This window comes from Bradyrhizobium sp. HKCCYLRH3059 (assembly GCF_051168035.1).
In the GTDB taxonomy this organism is placed as follows: Bacteria; Pseudomonadota; Alphaproteobacteria; order Rhizobiales; family Xanthobacteraceae; genus Bradyrhizobium.
Genome location: NZ_JBNPUF010000002.1, coordinates 48133 through 63292, shown reverse-complemented (window position 1 = coordinate 63292; position 15160 = coordinate 48133). Strand labels below are relative to the sequence as shown.

Below are 15160 nucleotides of genomic sequence, written 5' to 3'. Positions count from 1 at the left end.
CGGCGTCGGCCGCGCGACCAATGCGGGACGGATCGGAGGCCGGTGACCGTTCAATGCTGACGAGAATTCTGCTGCTGACCGCGATGCTCATCGCGCCGGGCATTGCCACTGCGCAGGCGCCGCATCGCGAAGCCTGCAACGTCGAGGCCGACGTCACCGACCGCGATCCGAATGGTGCCAATGTCCGTGCCGAGCCTGGCGGCAGCATCGTCAAGGTCCTGAAAAATCCGACCGGCGATGGCTGGATCGTCGTGCATCTCGTCGCGCAGCAGGGCGACTGGTTCGAGATCGACCGGGCCATGCTGAACGACGTCGATCAGGGCAAGGAGACCGTGATCTTTCAGGGCAGGGGCTTCCTGCATCGGAGCATCGTCGGCGCCGGTGGCCTGCAGAACGGCGCGGCGATCTACCGCGATCACGCCACATCGAGCGCGAAGCTCGACCCGCATGCGAGCGGTGACCAGGCGGTCGAGCTGCTCGGCTGCTTCGGCGACTTCGCCAAGATCCGCGTCAAGAAGGGCATCGGCTGGACCCGGCAGCTCTGCACCAACATGGTGACGACCTGCTCGTGACAGCGTGCGCTCGCCGAGCTCCGTAGCGGGCAGCCCGTTGACCATGGCTGCGTTGCAGGTCGTCGCGCCTGCTCAGGCCGCGCGCTGCTGGTGCTGCGACAGCCGCTCGCGCTCGCGCCGGCACCCGGCCGCGAATTGGCGCAGCCGCTCGATCGTCAGCGCGTCGGTGATGCTCCGCTCGAGCCGCTCGGCCCGCTCGATCTGATCGTCGAGGTCCATCAGCTTGGTCATGTCCCGTCTCCCTGGCCAGACAATTTGAAGCAAATTGCATCGTTCCGACCGGATGAGGATCGTGGTGAATGACGGGTTAATTCCGTGATCGGGCGCACGCTGGAAGGATCGTCCCGGCGAGCCGACGATGGATCGGCCGGACTGCGTCGTCGATGCATCGCAAGCGTCGGCATGGGTCGAATGGCGCACGGGCGCGACGCTGTGCCGGCCGGACGCTGATTCAAGCGCTAGCCGGTCGTCGCTCGTGCGCAATAGTCACGCCAGAACGTCCGGTATCCCTGTTCCACATGCTGCGTGTAGAGCGCGCCGTTTCCGGCGGCTGAATTCAACACCCTGGCGGGCAGCTCGGCACGGAGCGCGGCAAGCTCGCCGGGCCGCGAGCAGAATTTCAGCGCTGTCGCGAGATAGCCTTCGTCGTCATCGGCGACCCACGCGTCGAGGCCGACTGCCTTGACGATCGCGCCGCCCGCCCGTGCCGAGGGGGTGCTGCCGAGCTTGGTGACGACAGGCACGCCCATCTGCAGTGCCTCCCACGTCGAGATGCCGCCGTTTTGCGGGAACGGATCGAGTGCGATGTCGATATCGGCGAACGTCGCAAGATGCTCCTCGCGCGACGTCTTTCCGACGCAACGGACGCGTTCCGCGGCGATGCCGTGGGCGACGAAGCGGGCGATCAAGCCGTCGCGCAGCAGGGGATCGTTCATCGCATGGTTCTTGACGACGATCATCGAGCCCGGCGTCGCAGCCATCAGCTTCGACCATAGAGCCAGAGTCGGCTCCGAAAACTTGTCGGCGCGATTGAACGAGCCGAAGGTGACGTGGCCGTTGCGAAGCATCGGCAGCGGCGACGGCGGAATTGGAGGCGGCGGTTCGATCGTGATCAGCGACGGCAGATCGTAGATCTTTTCGGCAAACAGATGCCGGACCGCGGCCGGAATCGTCACCGCATCGGCCAGCAGATAATCCATCACGGGCAATCCGGTGCCAGTGACGCTGCCGACGGCCGAGACCTGGATCGGGGCAGGCTTGCGCGCAAACAGCGTGAGCCGGTGGCCGGCGGAATGTCCCGAGAGGTCGACGAGGATGTCGATCTTGTCGGCCCGGATCTGCTCGGCGAGCTTGTCGTCGATCAACTGCCAGGCCTCGACCCAGCGATCGACCAGCGAACGGCACAGCTCGGTCTTGGCGTCCCTCGTCGGTGAACAGGAATAGCCGACGATTTCGAACCTGGCCCGATCGTGATGGCGAAGGATCGGCAGGAAGCCGAGCGCCGCCGAATGCTCGCGGAAATCGGACGACACGTAGCCGACGACAAGGCGCCGGTCCGGGTCCAGATTCCGCTCGCCGAGCGGCAGACGTGGCAACCGCGCGCCGATCGCCTCCCACCAGTGTCTCCGTTCTGCCTGGAGACGTTCGACCCCGACGTCGGGCAGGAAATCCAGCGCGAAGATCTTCTTGGTGATCGCGTCCTCGTAGTCCGGGTTGATCGCGAGCGCGCGGTCGTAGTCCGCAATCGCCGTGGCGATGTCGCCTTGCATCGCGGAGCAGACCCCGAGCAGGGTCCAGGCGCTCTCCTGCTTCGGGTTCTGCGCCAGCATCTTGTCGATGAGCGAGGTCGCCAGGGCGATGTTGCCGCGGACGAGCGAAACCGTGGCCTTGCCGCGCAGGGCGTCTTCCAGCAGCGGTTCGAGGGCCAATGCCGCGTCAAAATCGGCTTCCGCCTCGTCGAACTTGCCCTGCTCCTGATAGGCTCGCCCGCGCTGGGCGAGGGCAGGGGCCGCAGTCGGATTGATCGCCAGCGCCGACGTCAGCGCGGCCACTGCAGTATCGAAGTTCCGCAGGTTCATGCTGACCAGGCCCTTGCCGAACAGGGCCGTCAGCAGCCGCGGCTGCAGCGCGAGCGCGCGATCGAAGCTCTGACCGGCGTCTTCGTACCGGCCCGTGAGCAGCAGCGCCATCCCGCGATTGGCGTGGGCGTCGGCATAGCCGGGCTTCAGCGCGATGGCGCGGTCGTGCGCTGATATCGCCTCGTCGAAACGCGACAGGCTCATCAGCGCATTGCCGAGATTGGTGAGCGCAGTCGGGAAGTTCGGCTGGAGTCCGATGGCGCGTTCGTAACGGGTGCGAGCCTCGTCGTAGCGGCCGAGCCGGAACAGCGACAGGCCGAGATCGGACTGGGCTTCGGCCGAGCGCGGGTCGACCTCGATCGCGCGTGCCAGGACGAGCACGGCTTGGTCGAAACGGCCGCAGTCCCGTTCGGAGACGCCGAGCAGATGCAGGGCGCCGAAATGCTGCGGCAGGTCCTGCAGGATCTGCTGGCACAGGGCCTGAGCCTCCGGATGCCGGCCTTCGCGATAGGCCTTGACCGCCGCCGGCAACAGCACGTCCGCCTGTTTCTTGGCCCGCTTTTGCAGCCTTGCGTTCTGGAAGGCACGGGAGCCGACGCTGCTTTGCAAGTGTTTCCTCCACAGAACCGGTCCATTGCTCGCAATGGTTGTTCCGTTCTCGCCGATTCGCAATGAGCAGACGTTAACGCGCGGGACGCGTGGCGAAGGGGTGGCGGACGCCGCAGCGTGTCCGCACCTTGGGGATGGATCTCGTGCCCGAGGCAAAAACGACCCCGATGCCTCTCAGATCACGAGGATGAGGCTGTCGTGCTTTCAGGCCGTCGCGGCAGTGGTCAAGCTGGCTGGGGAACCTGGATTCGAACCAAGACAAACAGAGTCAGAGTCTGTTGTGCTACCGTTACACCATTCCCCAACGGAATGCCCTGCAGTTTCAAGCAATTGCCGGACTGTCTGGCACCGTTTTGCGCGCCGGCCGGCAAAGCAGGGCGGCGACGACGGGTCCTTCTACCCGCATGTCTCAGGCTTTGGCAAGCCGCTGGATGACGGATTTCCAACGTGCTCTGCCGCCCGCCGCGCCACGGGCCGGCAGGGTCTAGCGCTCGCCTCTTGCGGCCTGCGGCTTTCGCGGCGCGCCGTCCGGGCCGGCGCGCAGCAGCAGGACCAGGCAGGCGCCGAGCCGTTCCGCGATCTCGTCATCGTCGATCGACAGCGGGCCGGGATCGTTGAGAATGGCGTTCACCAGGGTGCCGAGCACGACCTGGACGCCGAACGCGACCGTCTTTCGCGCCTCCGCTGTTCGCGACCGCGTGCGCGAGGCCGGGCCGGCGCGCCGGCCCGCAGGCAGCAGGAGCAGCGCCGCGCGCTCCGACAGTGCCTGTGCCAGCTCCTTGAAGCCGCTCCAGTGGTTCGGTCCGGGCTCGCTGCGCACGAGCGCTGCGCGTAGCACGCCCTTGTGACGGCGCATCCACAGCACGGTGCCGCGCACCAGCAGGTGGCATTGCGGGTCGCCCGCGCGGACGGGATCGGGCGGCGGGAGTCTCAAGAGCTGTTTCCGCCCGTCCGCCAAAGTGAGCGCGAGCAGGGCGTTGAAGTAGGCCTCCTTGCTGTCGAACCGGCTGTAGAAGGCGCCGACCGTTGCCCCGATATGCGCACAGAGGTCGCTGATCGACAGCTCCGCGAGGCTGCGCGTGCGCAGCAGCTCCTCGCCGGCCATCAGCAGGGCAAGCGTCGTCTCGCGGCTGCGCTGCTGCCGCGACGGGGTCACGCCGGGCAGGTGGTCCGGCGCGATCCGCTGCGGCATGTCGCTGGCTCCATCTGGAATAATAATAATTATGATTATGATCCGAGGCAAGCCTGGCCGTGCCACCCAGCCCCGGGGCGTCGCGGATCCCAGAGCAATCACAACGATAAACTCGTACGGGCTGCGAGGCGCAGCCGGGACGCGAGCGAGAGGGAGGACGAGGCATGAGCGAGCCCGCATTCGGCGGTAGGATCGGCAGGACCATCGCAGGCTCCAGACCCTGGTGGCCGGCGCCGCAGCAGCCGCCGAAGGGCGCGCCCAACATCCTGGTGGTGCTGTTCGACGATGTCGGCTTCTCCGATTTCGGCTGCTACGGCTCGCGGATCCGCACCCCCGCGATCGACGGGCTGGCCGCGCAGGGCCTGCGCTATTCGGGCTTCCACACCACAGCGATGTGCTCGACCACACGGGCGGCACTCCTGACCGGTCGCAACCATCATTCAGTCGGCGTCGGCTGCCTTGCCAATTTCGACTCGGGCTATCCCGGCTATCGCGGCAAGATCGCGCGCGAGGCGGGGACGCTGGCCGAGATGCTGCGCGCCCATGCCTATCGCAACTACATGGTCGGCAAATGGCACGTCACGCCCTTGACCGAGAGCGGCGCGACCGGGCCGTTCGACGGCTGGCCGCTGGGGCGCGGCTTCGACCGCTTCTATGGCTTCCTCGACGCCGAGACCGATCAATATGCGCCGGAGCTGGTGCTCGACAACACCCATGTCAGCCCGCCCGGCAGCTACGCCGACGGCTATCACCTGACTGCCGACCTGGTCGATCAGGCGATCTGCTTCATCGCCGACCACACGGCCGACCGGCCCGAGCTGCCATGGTTGACCTGGCTCGCGCTCGGCGCCTGCCACGCGCCGCATCAGGCGCCGCACGACATCATCGAGAGCTACGACGCGGTCTTCGCCCATGGCTGGGACGCCGAGCGCGCGCAGCGGCTGGCGCGGCAGAAGGCGATGGGGCTGGTGCCGGAGAGCACGGACCTGCCGCCGCGCAATGATGGCGTGAAGCCCTGGGAGGCCCATTCCGAGGATGAGCGGCGCGTCTTCACCCGGCTGCAATCGGCCTTCGCCGGTATGCTCGATCATGCCGACCTGCATCTGGCCCGGCTGCTCGCTTTTCTCGACAAGGCCGGCCAGCGCGACAATACGCTCGTGATCGTCATGTCCGACAATGGCGCCAGCCAGGAGGGCGGGCCGCTCGGCTTCGTCAACGCGATGGGACCGTTCAACTTCAAACCGGAGCCGATCGCCGAGAAGCTCGCGCGGATCGACGACATCGGCGGGCCGGATACGCACTCGAACTTCCCGCATGGCTGGGCGATGGCGTCGAACACGCCGCTGCGCCGCTACAAGCAGAACACCCATGGCGGCGGCATCCGCGATCCCTTCATCGTCTCCTGGCCGCAGCGCATCGCGGCGCGCGGCGAAATCCGCCACCAGTTCGTCCATGCCTGCGACCTCGTGCCGACCCTGCTCGACCTGATCGGCATCGATGCGCCGGCCATGATCGCGGGTGTGCCGCAGATGCCGCTCGAGGGCGTGAGCTTCGCCGCCTCGATCACCGATCCGGCGGCACCGTCGAAGCAGGTCGCGCAATATTTCGAGATGTTCGGCCATCGTGGCCTCTGGCACGACGGCTGGAAGGCGGTGGCCTTTCACCCGTCGGGCACGCCGTTCGACAACGATAGATGGGAGCTGTTTCATCTCACGCAGGATTTCTCCGAGACGCATGATCTCGCCGCCGCCGAGCCGGAGCGGCTCGCGGCACTGGTGAAGCGGTGGTGGGAGCAGGCGGAGGCGCACCAGGTGCTGCCGCTCGATGATCGCTTCGGCCCGCGCTTTGCCGAGAACGCGGCGCGTTTCCACGGCGCGCGCACGCGCTTTACGTTCCACGCCGGCATGGGCCATGTGCCGACCGACGTCGCGCCCGACGTGCGCAGTCGCGACTATCTGATCGAGGCCCACGTCGAGATCGATGCAGAGGGCGCATCCGGCGTGCTCATCGCCCATGGCGATGCGACGTCGGGCTACAGCCTCTACGTCAAGGATGGTCATCTCGTGCACGATCTCAACATCGGCGGCCGGCACGAGATCATCAGCTCGACCCGCCCGGTGCCGGCGGGATCGCATCGCCTGGGTGTCCGCGTCGAACGTCTCAGGCGGCAGACCGAGCCCGCCAAGGGCGCGCGCACCGGCATGAGCCGGTACACGTTGCTGATCGACGGCGAGGAGGCCGGCGCGCTGACGACGCAGCTCGCCTTCCACACGCTGATCTCCTGGTCTGGGCTCGACATCGGCCATGACCGCGGCAGCCCGGTGTCGGACTATGCGGCGCCGTTTGCGTTCACCGGACGGCTCTCCCACGTGACCGTGACAATGCAGGACGAACAGAGTCTGGACGGCGAGGGCGTCGCCACCGCCGAGATGGCGCGGCAGTAGGCGACAACAAGCGGCGGACTATTCCGCCGCTTCCTTGACCGGACCTGCGGCCGCGGTCTCGGGCTCGTGGTCGATATGCGTGCGGCCCCAGCGCGCGAAGGCGTTGTTGACCTTGTCGAGATAGAGATAGACGACCGGCGTGGTGAACAGCGTCAGCATCTGGCTGACGATCAGGCCGCCGACCATCGCATAGCCGAGCGGCTGGCGGATCTCCGAGCCGGTGCCGTTGCCGAGCATCAGGGGCACGCCGCCGAGCAGGGCGGCCATCGTCGTCATCATGATCGGACGGAACCGCAGCAGGGCGGCCTGGCGGATCGACTGCTCGGGCGGCAGATGCTGGTCACGTTCGGCGGCGATGGCGAAGTCGACCATCATGATGCCGTTCTTCTTCACGATGCCGATCAGCAGGATGACGCCGATCAGCGCAATCAGGCTGAAATCGTAGCCGAACGCCATCAGGATCGCGAGCGCGCCGACGCCGGCCGAGGGCAGCGTCGAGAGAATCGTGATCGGGTGAATGTAGCTCTCGTAGAGGATGCCGAGGATCAGATAGACCACGACGAGGGCGGCGAGGATCAAGAGCGGCACGGTCGACAGCGACTGCTGGAACGCCTGCGCAGTGCCCTGAAAGCTCGAGTTCAAGGTTGCCGGCGCGCCGAGCTCGACCATCGCGCGCTGCACCGCATCGGTGGCCTGGCCGAGCGCAACGCCCTGGGCGAGGTTGAAGCTGATCGTGATCGACGGAAACTGACCCTGGTGGCTGATCGACAGCGGCCGCACCGGCACGTTGGTCCAACTGGCGAAGGTCGAGAGCGGCACCTGGTCGCCGGTGGTCGGCGATTTCACGTAGAGCTTGTTGAGCGTGTCGATGTTGCCCTGCAGCTCAGGCAGGATCTCCAGGATCACGCGGTAGGAGTTGAGCTGGGTGAAGTACTGCGCGACCTGGCGCTGGCCGAACGCGTCATACAGCGTGTCGTCGATCAGCTGGGGCGAGATGCCGTACCGCGAGGCGGTGTCGCGGTTGATCGTGAGCTGCACGGTGGTGCCGTCGGCCTGCTGGTCGGTGGCGACGTCGCGCAGCTGCGGCAGCGAGCGCATCTTCTCCAGGATCTTCGGCGCCCACTCGTTGAGCTCGGCGAGATTGGAGTCCTGCAGCGTGAACTCGAACTGGGTTCGGGACGGCCGGCCGCCGAGGCGGACGTCCTGCGCGGCCTGCATGTAGAGCCGGGCTCCCTCGACCTTCTCAAGCTGCGGCCTCAGGCGTGCGATGATCTGCTGCGCCGATGCATCACGCTCGTCACGCGGCTTCAAAGTGATGAACAGATTGCCAGTATTGCCGGCGCGGCCGGAACCGCCGATCGCCATTGCGACGCTGGCTACGCCCGGATCATCCTGCACGATCTTGGCCAGCGCCTCCTGGCGCGACTGCATCGCCTTGAAGGAGATGTCCTGCGACGCCTCCGACGCGGCGGTGATCAGGCCGTTGTCCTGCTGCGGGAAGAAACCCTTGGGGATCAGCACGAACAGGTAGATCGACAGGCCGAGCGAGGCGAAGAACACCATCAGCGTGGCGAAGCGCCAGCGCAGTGCGATGTCCAATCCCTTCTCGTAGGCCCTGAGCAGCGCCTCGAAGCCGCGCTCGCTCCATTGGTAGAATTTGCCATGAGCCTGGTGGCCGCCGCGCAGGAAACGCGAGGCCATCATCGGCGTCAACGTCAGCGAGACGAACATCGAGACGAAGATCGTCATCGCCAGCACGACCGCGAATTCGCGGAACAGGCGCCCGATGATGCCGCCCATCAGCAGGAGCGGGATCAGCACGGCGACCAGCGAGATCGAGATCGAGACAATGGTGAAGCCGATCTCCTTGGCCCCCTTGTAGGCGGCAGCCATCGGGGACTCGCCTTCCTCGACATAGCGAGAGATGTTCTCGAGCATGACGATGGCGTCGTCGACGACGAAGCCGACCGCGATCGTCAGCGCCATCAGCGAGAGGTTGTCCAGCGAATAGCCGACCCCCCACATCATCGCGCAGGCGCCGAGCAGCGCGAGCGGCACGGTGATCGTCGGGATCACCGTGGCCCAGAAGCTGCGCAGGAAGATGAAGATGACCATGACCACGAGAAGGATGGTCAGGAGCAGCGTGAACTGGACGTCCTCGACCGCGGCACGGATGGTCGTCGTGCGATCCGACATCAGCTCGACCTTGATGGCCGGCGGGATCGCCGCGACCAGGCGCGGCAGCGTCGCCTTGATCTTGTCGACGGTTTCGATGACGTTGGCGCCAGGCTGCTTGAAGACCACCAGGAACACGCCGCGCTTGCCGTTGGCCCAGGCGGCCTGCTTGGCATCCTCCGGCCCGGTCACCGCCCGGCCAATGTCACGGACGCGCAACGGACCGCCATTGCGGTAGGCGATGATGACGTCGTTCCAGTCCTTCGACTCGGTGAGCTGGTCATTGGCGTAGATGGTGTAGGCCCGACGCTCGCCGTCGATGTTGCCCTTCGGGCTGTCGACCGTGGTGATCGCGATCTGGCTGCGCACGTCCTCCATCGAGAGGCCCTTGGCGACCAGCTTGGCCGGGTCGATCTGGATACGGATCGACGGCTTCTGCTGGCCGCCGATGATCACCTGGGCAACACCCGAGATCTGGCTGATCTGCTGCGCGAGCTGCGCATCGACGGAGTCGGAGACCGTCGTCAGCGGCAGCGTCTCGGACGTGGCGGACAAGATCAGGATCGGCGCGTCCGCCGGGTTGACCTTGCGGTAGGTCGGCGGCGACGGCAGGGTCTTGGGCAACTGGCCCGAGGCAGCGTTGATGGCGCCCTGGACGTCGTTGGCGGCGCCGTCGATGTTGCGGTTCAGGTCGAACTGGATCGTGACCGATGCGGTGCCCAGGTAACTGGTCGATGTCATCTGGGCGATGCCGGGGATCTGTGCGAATTGCCGCTCCAGCGGCTGGGCGACCGAGGTCGCCATGGTCTCAGGGCTGGCGCCCGGCAGATTGGCGGTCACCTGGATGGTCGGGAAGTCGACCTGCGGCAGCGGTGCGACCGGCAGCAGGGGGTAGGCGACCAGGCCGATGAACAGGATACCTGCCATCAGCAGCGAGGTGCCGATGGGGTATTTGATGAAGGGTGCCGAGATGCCGCCGTTCATTCCTGCCGGACCTTAGCTGGCGCCGGCTCCGAGCTGGCCACCGCGGTGGTCACGACCGAGCCTGGCTGAACTTTGAATTGACCGCCGGTGATCACCTGCTGGCCGGGGGTCAACCCCTCTTCGACGACGGTACGGCCATCGAGCGAAACGCCGACCTTCACCTTGCGCAGCTCGGCCTTGCTGTCCGGGCTCACCGTGTAGGAATACAGCCCGTTGGTCGAATGCTGGACGGCGTCGTCGGGAACCACCGTGGCATCCTTCAGCGTCCGCACCAGCAGCCGCGTCGAGACCGACTGTCCGGGCCACAGCACGTGGTCCTTGTTGTCGAACACCGCCTTCAGCCGGATCGTTCCACTCGACGTGTCGACCTGGTTGTTCACGACCATCAGCTTGCCCTCGGCGAGCTGCTTCCTGCCGTCGGTGGTGAACGCGATCACCTTCAAGGGAGCGGTCTTCTGCGCCTCGTTGATGTAGGGCAACTGCTCCTCCGGCGCGGTGAAGATCACCGCGATCGGCTCGATCTGCGCGATCGAGACCATGCCGGTCTGGCTCGAGGCGTTGACGATATTGCCGATGTCGACCTGGCGGAGGCCGGCGACTCCGGAGATCGGCGCCTTGACCTGGGTGTAGCTGAGCTGGGTCTGGGCATTGGCGATCGCGGCGTCGTCGGCGGCGATCTGTGCCGTGAGCTGTGCGACGGTGGCGCGCTGGGTGTCCTGCTGCTGCCGGGTCGCGAACTCGCCGAGCTTGGTGGTGCGCTGCAAATCGAGATTGGCGTTGTTGAGATTGGCCTCGTCCTGCGCCCGCTTGGCCTTGGCCTGGTCGAGCGCGGCCTGGAACGGCCTCGGGTCGATCTCGACCAGCAGGTCGCCCTCTTTCACAAGCTGGCCTTCGGTGAAGGCGATCTTGTCGATCTGGCCGTCGACGCGGGTGCGGACCTGGACGGTGTTGAAGCCTTGCACGGTCCCCAGGCCGGTGAGGAAGACCGGGAAGTCCGTCTTCTCGACCGGCACGGTCGAGACCCGAACCGCCTGCGGTCGGGCCGATGTCTGCTCAGCGGTCTTCTTCGCTGCCTCGGCGCCCTGATGACGCTGCCAGCCGTAATAGCCGGCGCCGCCGAGAGCCGCGACAAGCAGGATCCAACCGAGGGTTCGTGATGTCTTCATGCTGGCCCATATGCTGAGACGAACAGGATAACCGGTCTTTAAAACCATTCCCAGCATGCCAGATATAGTACGCACGCAATTAATGTGTAAACACACGAGCGCGTGGACAAACCTAAACAATCGGCAAGCTTCGAGGAAGCGCAAGGGAGTTCACAGCCATGTCGCTGGATATGAGACGTCAGCTCGTTGCGCAGCTTGTCGAAAGCTCGCGCATCCTGCGCAACTATATTGATCATCGTGCCAAACAGCGCGGCACCACCCGCGCCCAATGGGTGGTGCTGTTTCGGCTGCGCGCGCATGAGGGGATGTCACAGGTCGATCTCGCAGAAGTGCTGGAACTGCAGCCGATTTCGCTGGTGCGTCTGCTCGACAGGCTGGTCGAGCAGGGGCTGCTGGAGCGCCGGCACGATCCGAGGGATCGCCGCGCGAACCGTCTCCATCTCACCGCCGCGGGACGAGAGCTCGTCGATGATCTCGACGAGCTGCGCGATGCGATCGCCGGCGACGTTCTGCACGACATTCCGGACGAGGCCGTCGCCACCAGCCTGTCCACGCTCAGGGACCTGAAGGATCGGATCAAGACGCTGTCCGATCCGAAAGCCGAGGTGGCGCTCAAATAGCCGAGCCGCGGCGCAGACCGTTCTGATCCCATTTTGAGTTGCGTCGTATAATAAAACATCTTGAGTGCGAAAAATGGCGGGGAAGCTTGCCGTTGCCGCGGCGTGGCCTGCGCGAGAGCAGGGCGGTCTGCGGCGATCCTCTGCCGCCATCGTCGGCTGGCGCGCCGCGCCGGACCATTCGCCGGCCGCGCGGGTCTCTCGTGCGAATGCCGCACTCCGACCTATTCTCGCCGTCTTGTCGCGCCCGATGGGAGCTGATTAGAAGCCGATGAGTCCGGCCGCCGTCATGGCGCCGTCGGGCCGCGGCAGGATTCAACCGGAGCGAGGCTGCGTCGCCGACGATGCGCCGTGCGACGATAGCGAATGGGGAGCTCACGATGGAAGAACTGAATGGAAAGATGCTCGCGTGCCAGATCCTGGTCACCGGCCTGATCGCGCGCGTCGCCAACGAGCAGCGCGATCCGTTGCGCTTCCTGACCGATTTTCGCGATGAGATCAGGGCCGTCGTCAAGGGCGTGCGGATCGCGGGGATCGATGATTCCGATCGCGTGCGCCAGATCGCGGTGCAGACCGTGGACGAGCTGTTCTCGCTGATGAAGCCGCCGAGCCCCGACGAGCCGGCTGGCTCGTCGAACTGACCTGCGCCGGGGTTACGCCCGACGCGGTGCTGATTCGACGGCAGCGCGAGTCAAATCGCGCTGTTTAGAACGATTTCAAGTTCCGCATGTTGTTAGTTGAGCGTTTTTAGAATTGTTTTGATCTGGAACTATTCAAGGCCAAATTAGGGCTCCTCAAATTGACCCCCTGAAACGCGCCCGATACCAACGACACATCGTCGCACTGCGAATGATCCGCGTAAGCGATGTGGAATGAAGATCTGGGGCGCGTGAAAATAAAATGGGACAGGTGATAGCACCGCGTTCGCTGCGTGGGGTCGCAGCGATGAGGTTCAATGACGGACGCGGAGAGGGGCCCTCCGTCACCAAGGTGTCGGCGGTGGCCGGGCTGATGGCGGTGGCATCGATGTCGTCGGCCGAGGCGCAACCGGCGTCCGACCTGCCGCCCGTCAACGTCGATGCGCCGATCGCGCGGGCCAAGCCGACGTCCTCCAAGCCGACCGCCGAGCAGGTCCGCGCGCGCAATGCCCTGCGCCGCGCGGCGGCCCGTCAGCAGGCGGCGCAGCAGGCCGCGGTGGCGTTCCCGAACGCAGGCGGACTGTCCGCGCCGGACGCCAACCCCTACGCGGACGCAGCCGAGCCCTACAAGGTCAACCGCGTGCAGGCGTCGGGCAAGTTTCCCGAGCCGCTCCTGAACACGCCGAAGACGATCACCGTGATGAGCAAGGAAGTGCTTGCCGACAAGCACGTCACCGCGCTCAAGGAGATCGGCCGTTCGACCGCCGGCGTCACGCTCGGCTCGGGCGAGGGCGGCAATGCGTTCGGCGACCGCTTCTTCATTCGCGGCTTCGATGCCCGCAACGACGTCTTCATCGACGGCATCCGCGATCCCGCGGTGTCGATCCGCGAGAACTTCTTCACCGAGCAGATCGAGATCCTGCGCGGTCCGGCCTCGTCCTATGCCGGCCGCGGCACCGCCGGCGGTGCCATCAACATCGTCACCAAGCAGGCTGGCGATACGAACTTCAAGCGGATGGATACCGAGTTCGGCACCGACCAGCAGAAGCGCGTCACGCTCGACGTGAACCAGGTGATCTCGCCGACCTTCTCGGTGCGCACCGGCGGCCTGTTCCAGGACTCCAATGTGGCGGGGCGCAACTTCGTCACCGATGACCGCTGGGGCGCCTTCCTCTCGACCAAGTGGACGCCGATCGACGATCTCAAGATCACGACGAACTATGTCCATACCGATCTGTCGGGTTATCCGGATTTCGGCGTGCCCTACTACAAGCAGGGCAACGTCCCCGTGACCTCGGCAGGCATTCCGCGCGGCACTTGGTATGGCTTCCTCAATCGCGACTTCCAGACCGCGCGGCAGGATTTCGGCACTGCCGCAGCCGAGTACAAGGTCAACGAGGCGATCACCCTCAGCAGCAAGTTCCGCGGCGAGCACTCGCTTCTCAACTATATCGGCACGCTGCCGCAAGGCCCCAACACGACCAGCCCGAATCCGCTGCTCTGGACCACGACGGCGAGCGCACAGAGCCGCTACCAGACGGTGGACGTGTGGGCCAACCAGAACGATGCGACGTTCAAGCTCGATACCGGCGGCGTCAAGCACACCGCGGTGCTCGGCACCGAGTTCTCGAACGAGAACATCTCGATCGATCGCTACACCGGACTCTCGTCCGAATTGTTCGGCGGCGGCTCGACCAGCTCGGGCGCGGTTACCGGCGTCAACGTGTACTCGCCGCAATACACCTACATCCCATTCAGCAATACGCCGTCGCTGATCGGCAACCCGACGCGCTACGGCGTCAACACCAACAGCGTCTACGTCATGGACACGGCCAACTGGCAGGACACGGTCATCCTGAACGGTGGGGTGCGCTATGACGGCTACAACATGAGCTCGTCGACCAATTCGCCGAAATACCTCAAGATGAACGCCGACCTGGTCAACTACAATGTCGGCCTGGTCTACAAGCCGATGCCGATCGGCAGCATCTACGCGGCCTATGCGACCTCGGCCAATCCGTTCGGCTCCGAACTCGACGCCACCGGCACCGATTACGGCGGCGTGCCCGCCAACACCGCGGTCCTGCTCGGACCCGAGCGCAACAAGGCGGCCGAGCTCGGCACCAAATGGGAGCTGGTCGACCGCCATCTGCTGGTCTCGGCCGCGCTGTTCCAGACCACCAAGGACAATGCCCGCGAGACCGTCGGCGGCCTGCTCACCTCGGGCGCGGCCTACCGCATCCAGGGCATCGACATCGAGGCCGAAGGCAGGCTCACCGATCGCTGGAGCATCTTCGGCGGCCTGGTGCTGATGCAGTCGAAGGTCACGCAGAGCGGCGTCGCCTCCAACATCGGCCTGCAGCTCGCCAACATCGCGCATCAGTCGTTCAGCATGCTGTCGAAGTACAAGCTCGATAATGGCTGGGAGATCGGCGGGCAGGCGGTCTACCGCTCCAAGGTCTATGGCGGCACCTTCGCGGCCAACACCGGCAACGAGCTGCCGAGCTACTGGCGCTTCGACGCCTTCGTCGAGAAGAAGCTCGACGCGAACTGGACCATGAAGCTCTATGCCCAGAACCTGACCAACAAGCTGTACTACGACACGCTGTATCGGAGCGCGGTGCCGTTCGTCGCCGTGGCCCCGGGGCGCGCCTTCTACATCGTCACCACTGCGAAGTTCTGATC

The 15160-nt window shown here is 65.6% G+C and carries 10 protein-coding genes and 1 tRNA gene; 5 read left to right on the top strand and 6 right to left on the bottom strand.

Going from position 1 to position 15160, the window contains the following annotated elements; translation table 11 throughout:
• The first annotated feature begins 53 nt into the window (after positions 1–53).
• A complete protein-coding gene (locus ACQR13_RS07240; RefSeq protein ID WP_434862709.1) occupies positions 54–572 on the top strand; it encodes a hypothetical protein in 519 nt (172 codons plus the stop codon).
• A 72-nt stretch (positions 573–644) separates the two neighbouring features.
• On the opposite strand, the gene ACQR13_RS07235 is transcribed toward ACQR13_RS07240, so the two are convergent.
• The 4 genes from ACQR13_RS07235 to ACQR13_RS07220 form a co-directional block, all read right to left on the bottom strand.
• A complete protein-coding gene (locus ACQR13_RS07235) occupies positions 645–803 on the bottom strand; it encodes a hypothetical protein (protein WP_315714481.1) in 159 nt (52 codons plus the stop codon).
• Between the two features lie 227 nt (positions 804–1030).
• Positions 1031–3259, bottom strand: coding sequence for a tetratricopeptide repeat protein (locus tag ACQR13_RS07230; RefSeq protein WP_434862708.1), 2229 nt, complete (start codon positions 3257–3259; stop codon positions 1031–1033).
• A gap of 230 nt (positions 3260–3489) precedes the next feature.
• Positions 3490–3563: transfer RNA gene (locus ACQR13_RS07225), tRNA-Gln, on the bottom strand.
• A 180-nt stretch (positions 3564–3743) separates the two neighbouring features.
• Positions 3744–4451, bottom strand: a complete 708-nt coding sequence (locus ACQR13_RS07220; protein ID WP_434862707.1) for a TetR/AcrR family transcriptional regulator — start codon at positions 4449–4451, stop codon at positions 3744–3746.
• A 164-nt stretch (positions 4452–4615) separates the two neighbouring features.
• On the opposite strand from ACQR13_RS07220, the gene ACQR13_RS07215 reads away from it, so the two are divergent.
• Positions 4616–6895, top strand: coding sequence for an arylsulfatase (locus tag ACQR13_RS07215; RefSeq protein ID WP_316202153.1), 2280 nt, complete (start codon positions 4616–4618; stop codon positions 6893–6895).
• A gap of 18 nt (positions 6896–6913) precedes the next feature.
• Here ACQR13_RS07215 and ACQR13_RS07210 read toward each other — a convergent pair whose 3' ends face one another.
• Positions 6914–10054: a multidrug efflux RND transporter permease subunit gene (locus ACQR13_RS07210; protein ID WP_316191186.1), complete on the bottom strand. Its 3141-nt coding sequence runs from the start codon at positions 10052–10054 to the stop codon at positions 6914–6916.
• Positions 10051–11220: an efflux RND transporter periplasmic adaptor subunit gene (locus ACQR13_RS07205; RefSeq protein ID WP_315714473.1), complete on the bottom strand. Its 1170-nt coding sequence runs from the start codon at positions 11218–11220 to the stop codon at positions 10051–10053. Before ACQR13_RS07205 ends, ACQR13_RS07210 begins: the two co-directional genes overlap by 4 nt.
• A gap of 158 nt (positions 11221–11378) precedes the next feature.
• Between ACQR13_RS07205 and ACQR13_RS07200 the strand changes: the two genes are divergently transcribed.
• The 3 genes from ACQR13_RS07200 (at position 11379) to ACQR13_RS07190 (ending at position 15158) form a co-directional block, all read left to right on the top strand.
• The gene (locus ACQR13_RS07200; RefSeq protein WP_315749714.1) at positions 11379–11840 is read left to right on the top strand and encodes a MarR family winged helix-turn-helix transcriptional regulator; all 462 of its coding nucleotides are present in this window, start codon (positions 11379–11381) and stop codon (positions 11838–11840) included.
• A gap of 377 nt (positions 11841–12217) precedes the next feature.
• Entirely contained in the window at positions 12218–12478 is a 261-nt protein-coding gene (locus ACQR13_RS07195) for a hypothetical protein (protein WP_315749715.1), read from the top strand.
• Positions 12479–12737: 259 nt separating this feature from the next.
• Positions 12738–15158: a TonB-dependent receptor gene (locus tag ACQR13_RS07190; RefSeq protein WP_315714470.1), complete on the top strand. Its 2421-nt coding sequence runs from the start codon at positions 12738–12740 to the stop codon at positions 15156–15158.
• Positions 15159–15160 lie beyond the last annotated feature (2 nt).

What these genes read in the sequence shown, in the direction of transcription:
- ACQR13_RS07240 (WP_434862709.1), top strand. Translation starts at nt 54, where the DNA reads ATGCTGACGAGAATTCTGCTGCTGACCGCGATGCTCATCGCGCCGGGC.
- ACQR13_RS07235 (WP_315714481.1), bottom strand. Translation starts at nt 803, where the DNA reads ATGACCAAGCTGATGGACCTCGACGATCAGATCGAGCGGGCCGAGCGG.
- ACQR13_RS07220 (WP_434862707.1), bottom strand. Translation starts at nt 4,451, where the DNA reads ATGCCGCAGCGGATCGCGCCGGACCACCTGCCCGGCGTGACCCCGTCG.
- ACQR13_RS07215 (WP_316202153.1), top strand. Translation starts at nt 4,616, where the DNA reads ATGAGCGAGCCCGCATTCGGCGGTAGGATCGGCAGGACCATCGCAGGC.
- ACQR13_RS07210 (WP_316191186.1), bottom strand. Translation starts at nt 10,054, where the DNA reads ATGAACGGCGGCATCTCGGCACCCTTCATCAAATACCCCATCGGCACC.
- ACQR13_RS07205 (WP_315714473.1), bottom strand. Translation starts at nt 11,220, where the DNA reads ATGAAGACATCACGAACCCTCGGTTGGATCCTGCTTGTCGCGGCTCTC.
- ACQR13_RS07200 (WP_315749714.1), top strand. Translation starts at nt 11,379, where the DNA reads ATGTCGCTGGATATGAGACGTCAGCTCGTTGCGCAGCTTGTCGAAAGC.
- ACQR13_RS07195 (WP_315749715.1), top strand. Translation starts at nt 12,218, where the DNA reads ATGGAAGAACTGAATGGAAAGATGCTCGCGTGCCAGATCCTGGTCACC.
- ACQR13_RS07190 (WP_315714470.1), top strand. Translation starts at nt 12,738, where the DNA reads ATGGGACAGGTGATAGCACCGCGTTCGCTGCGTGGGGTCGCAGCGATG.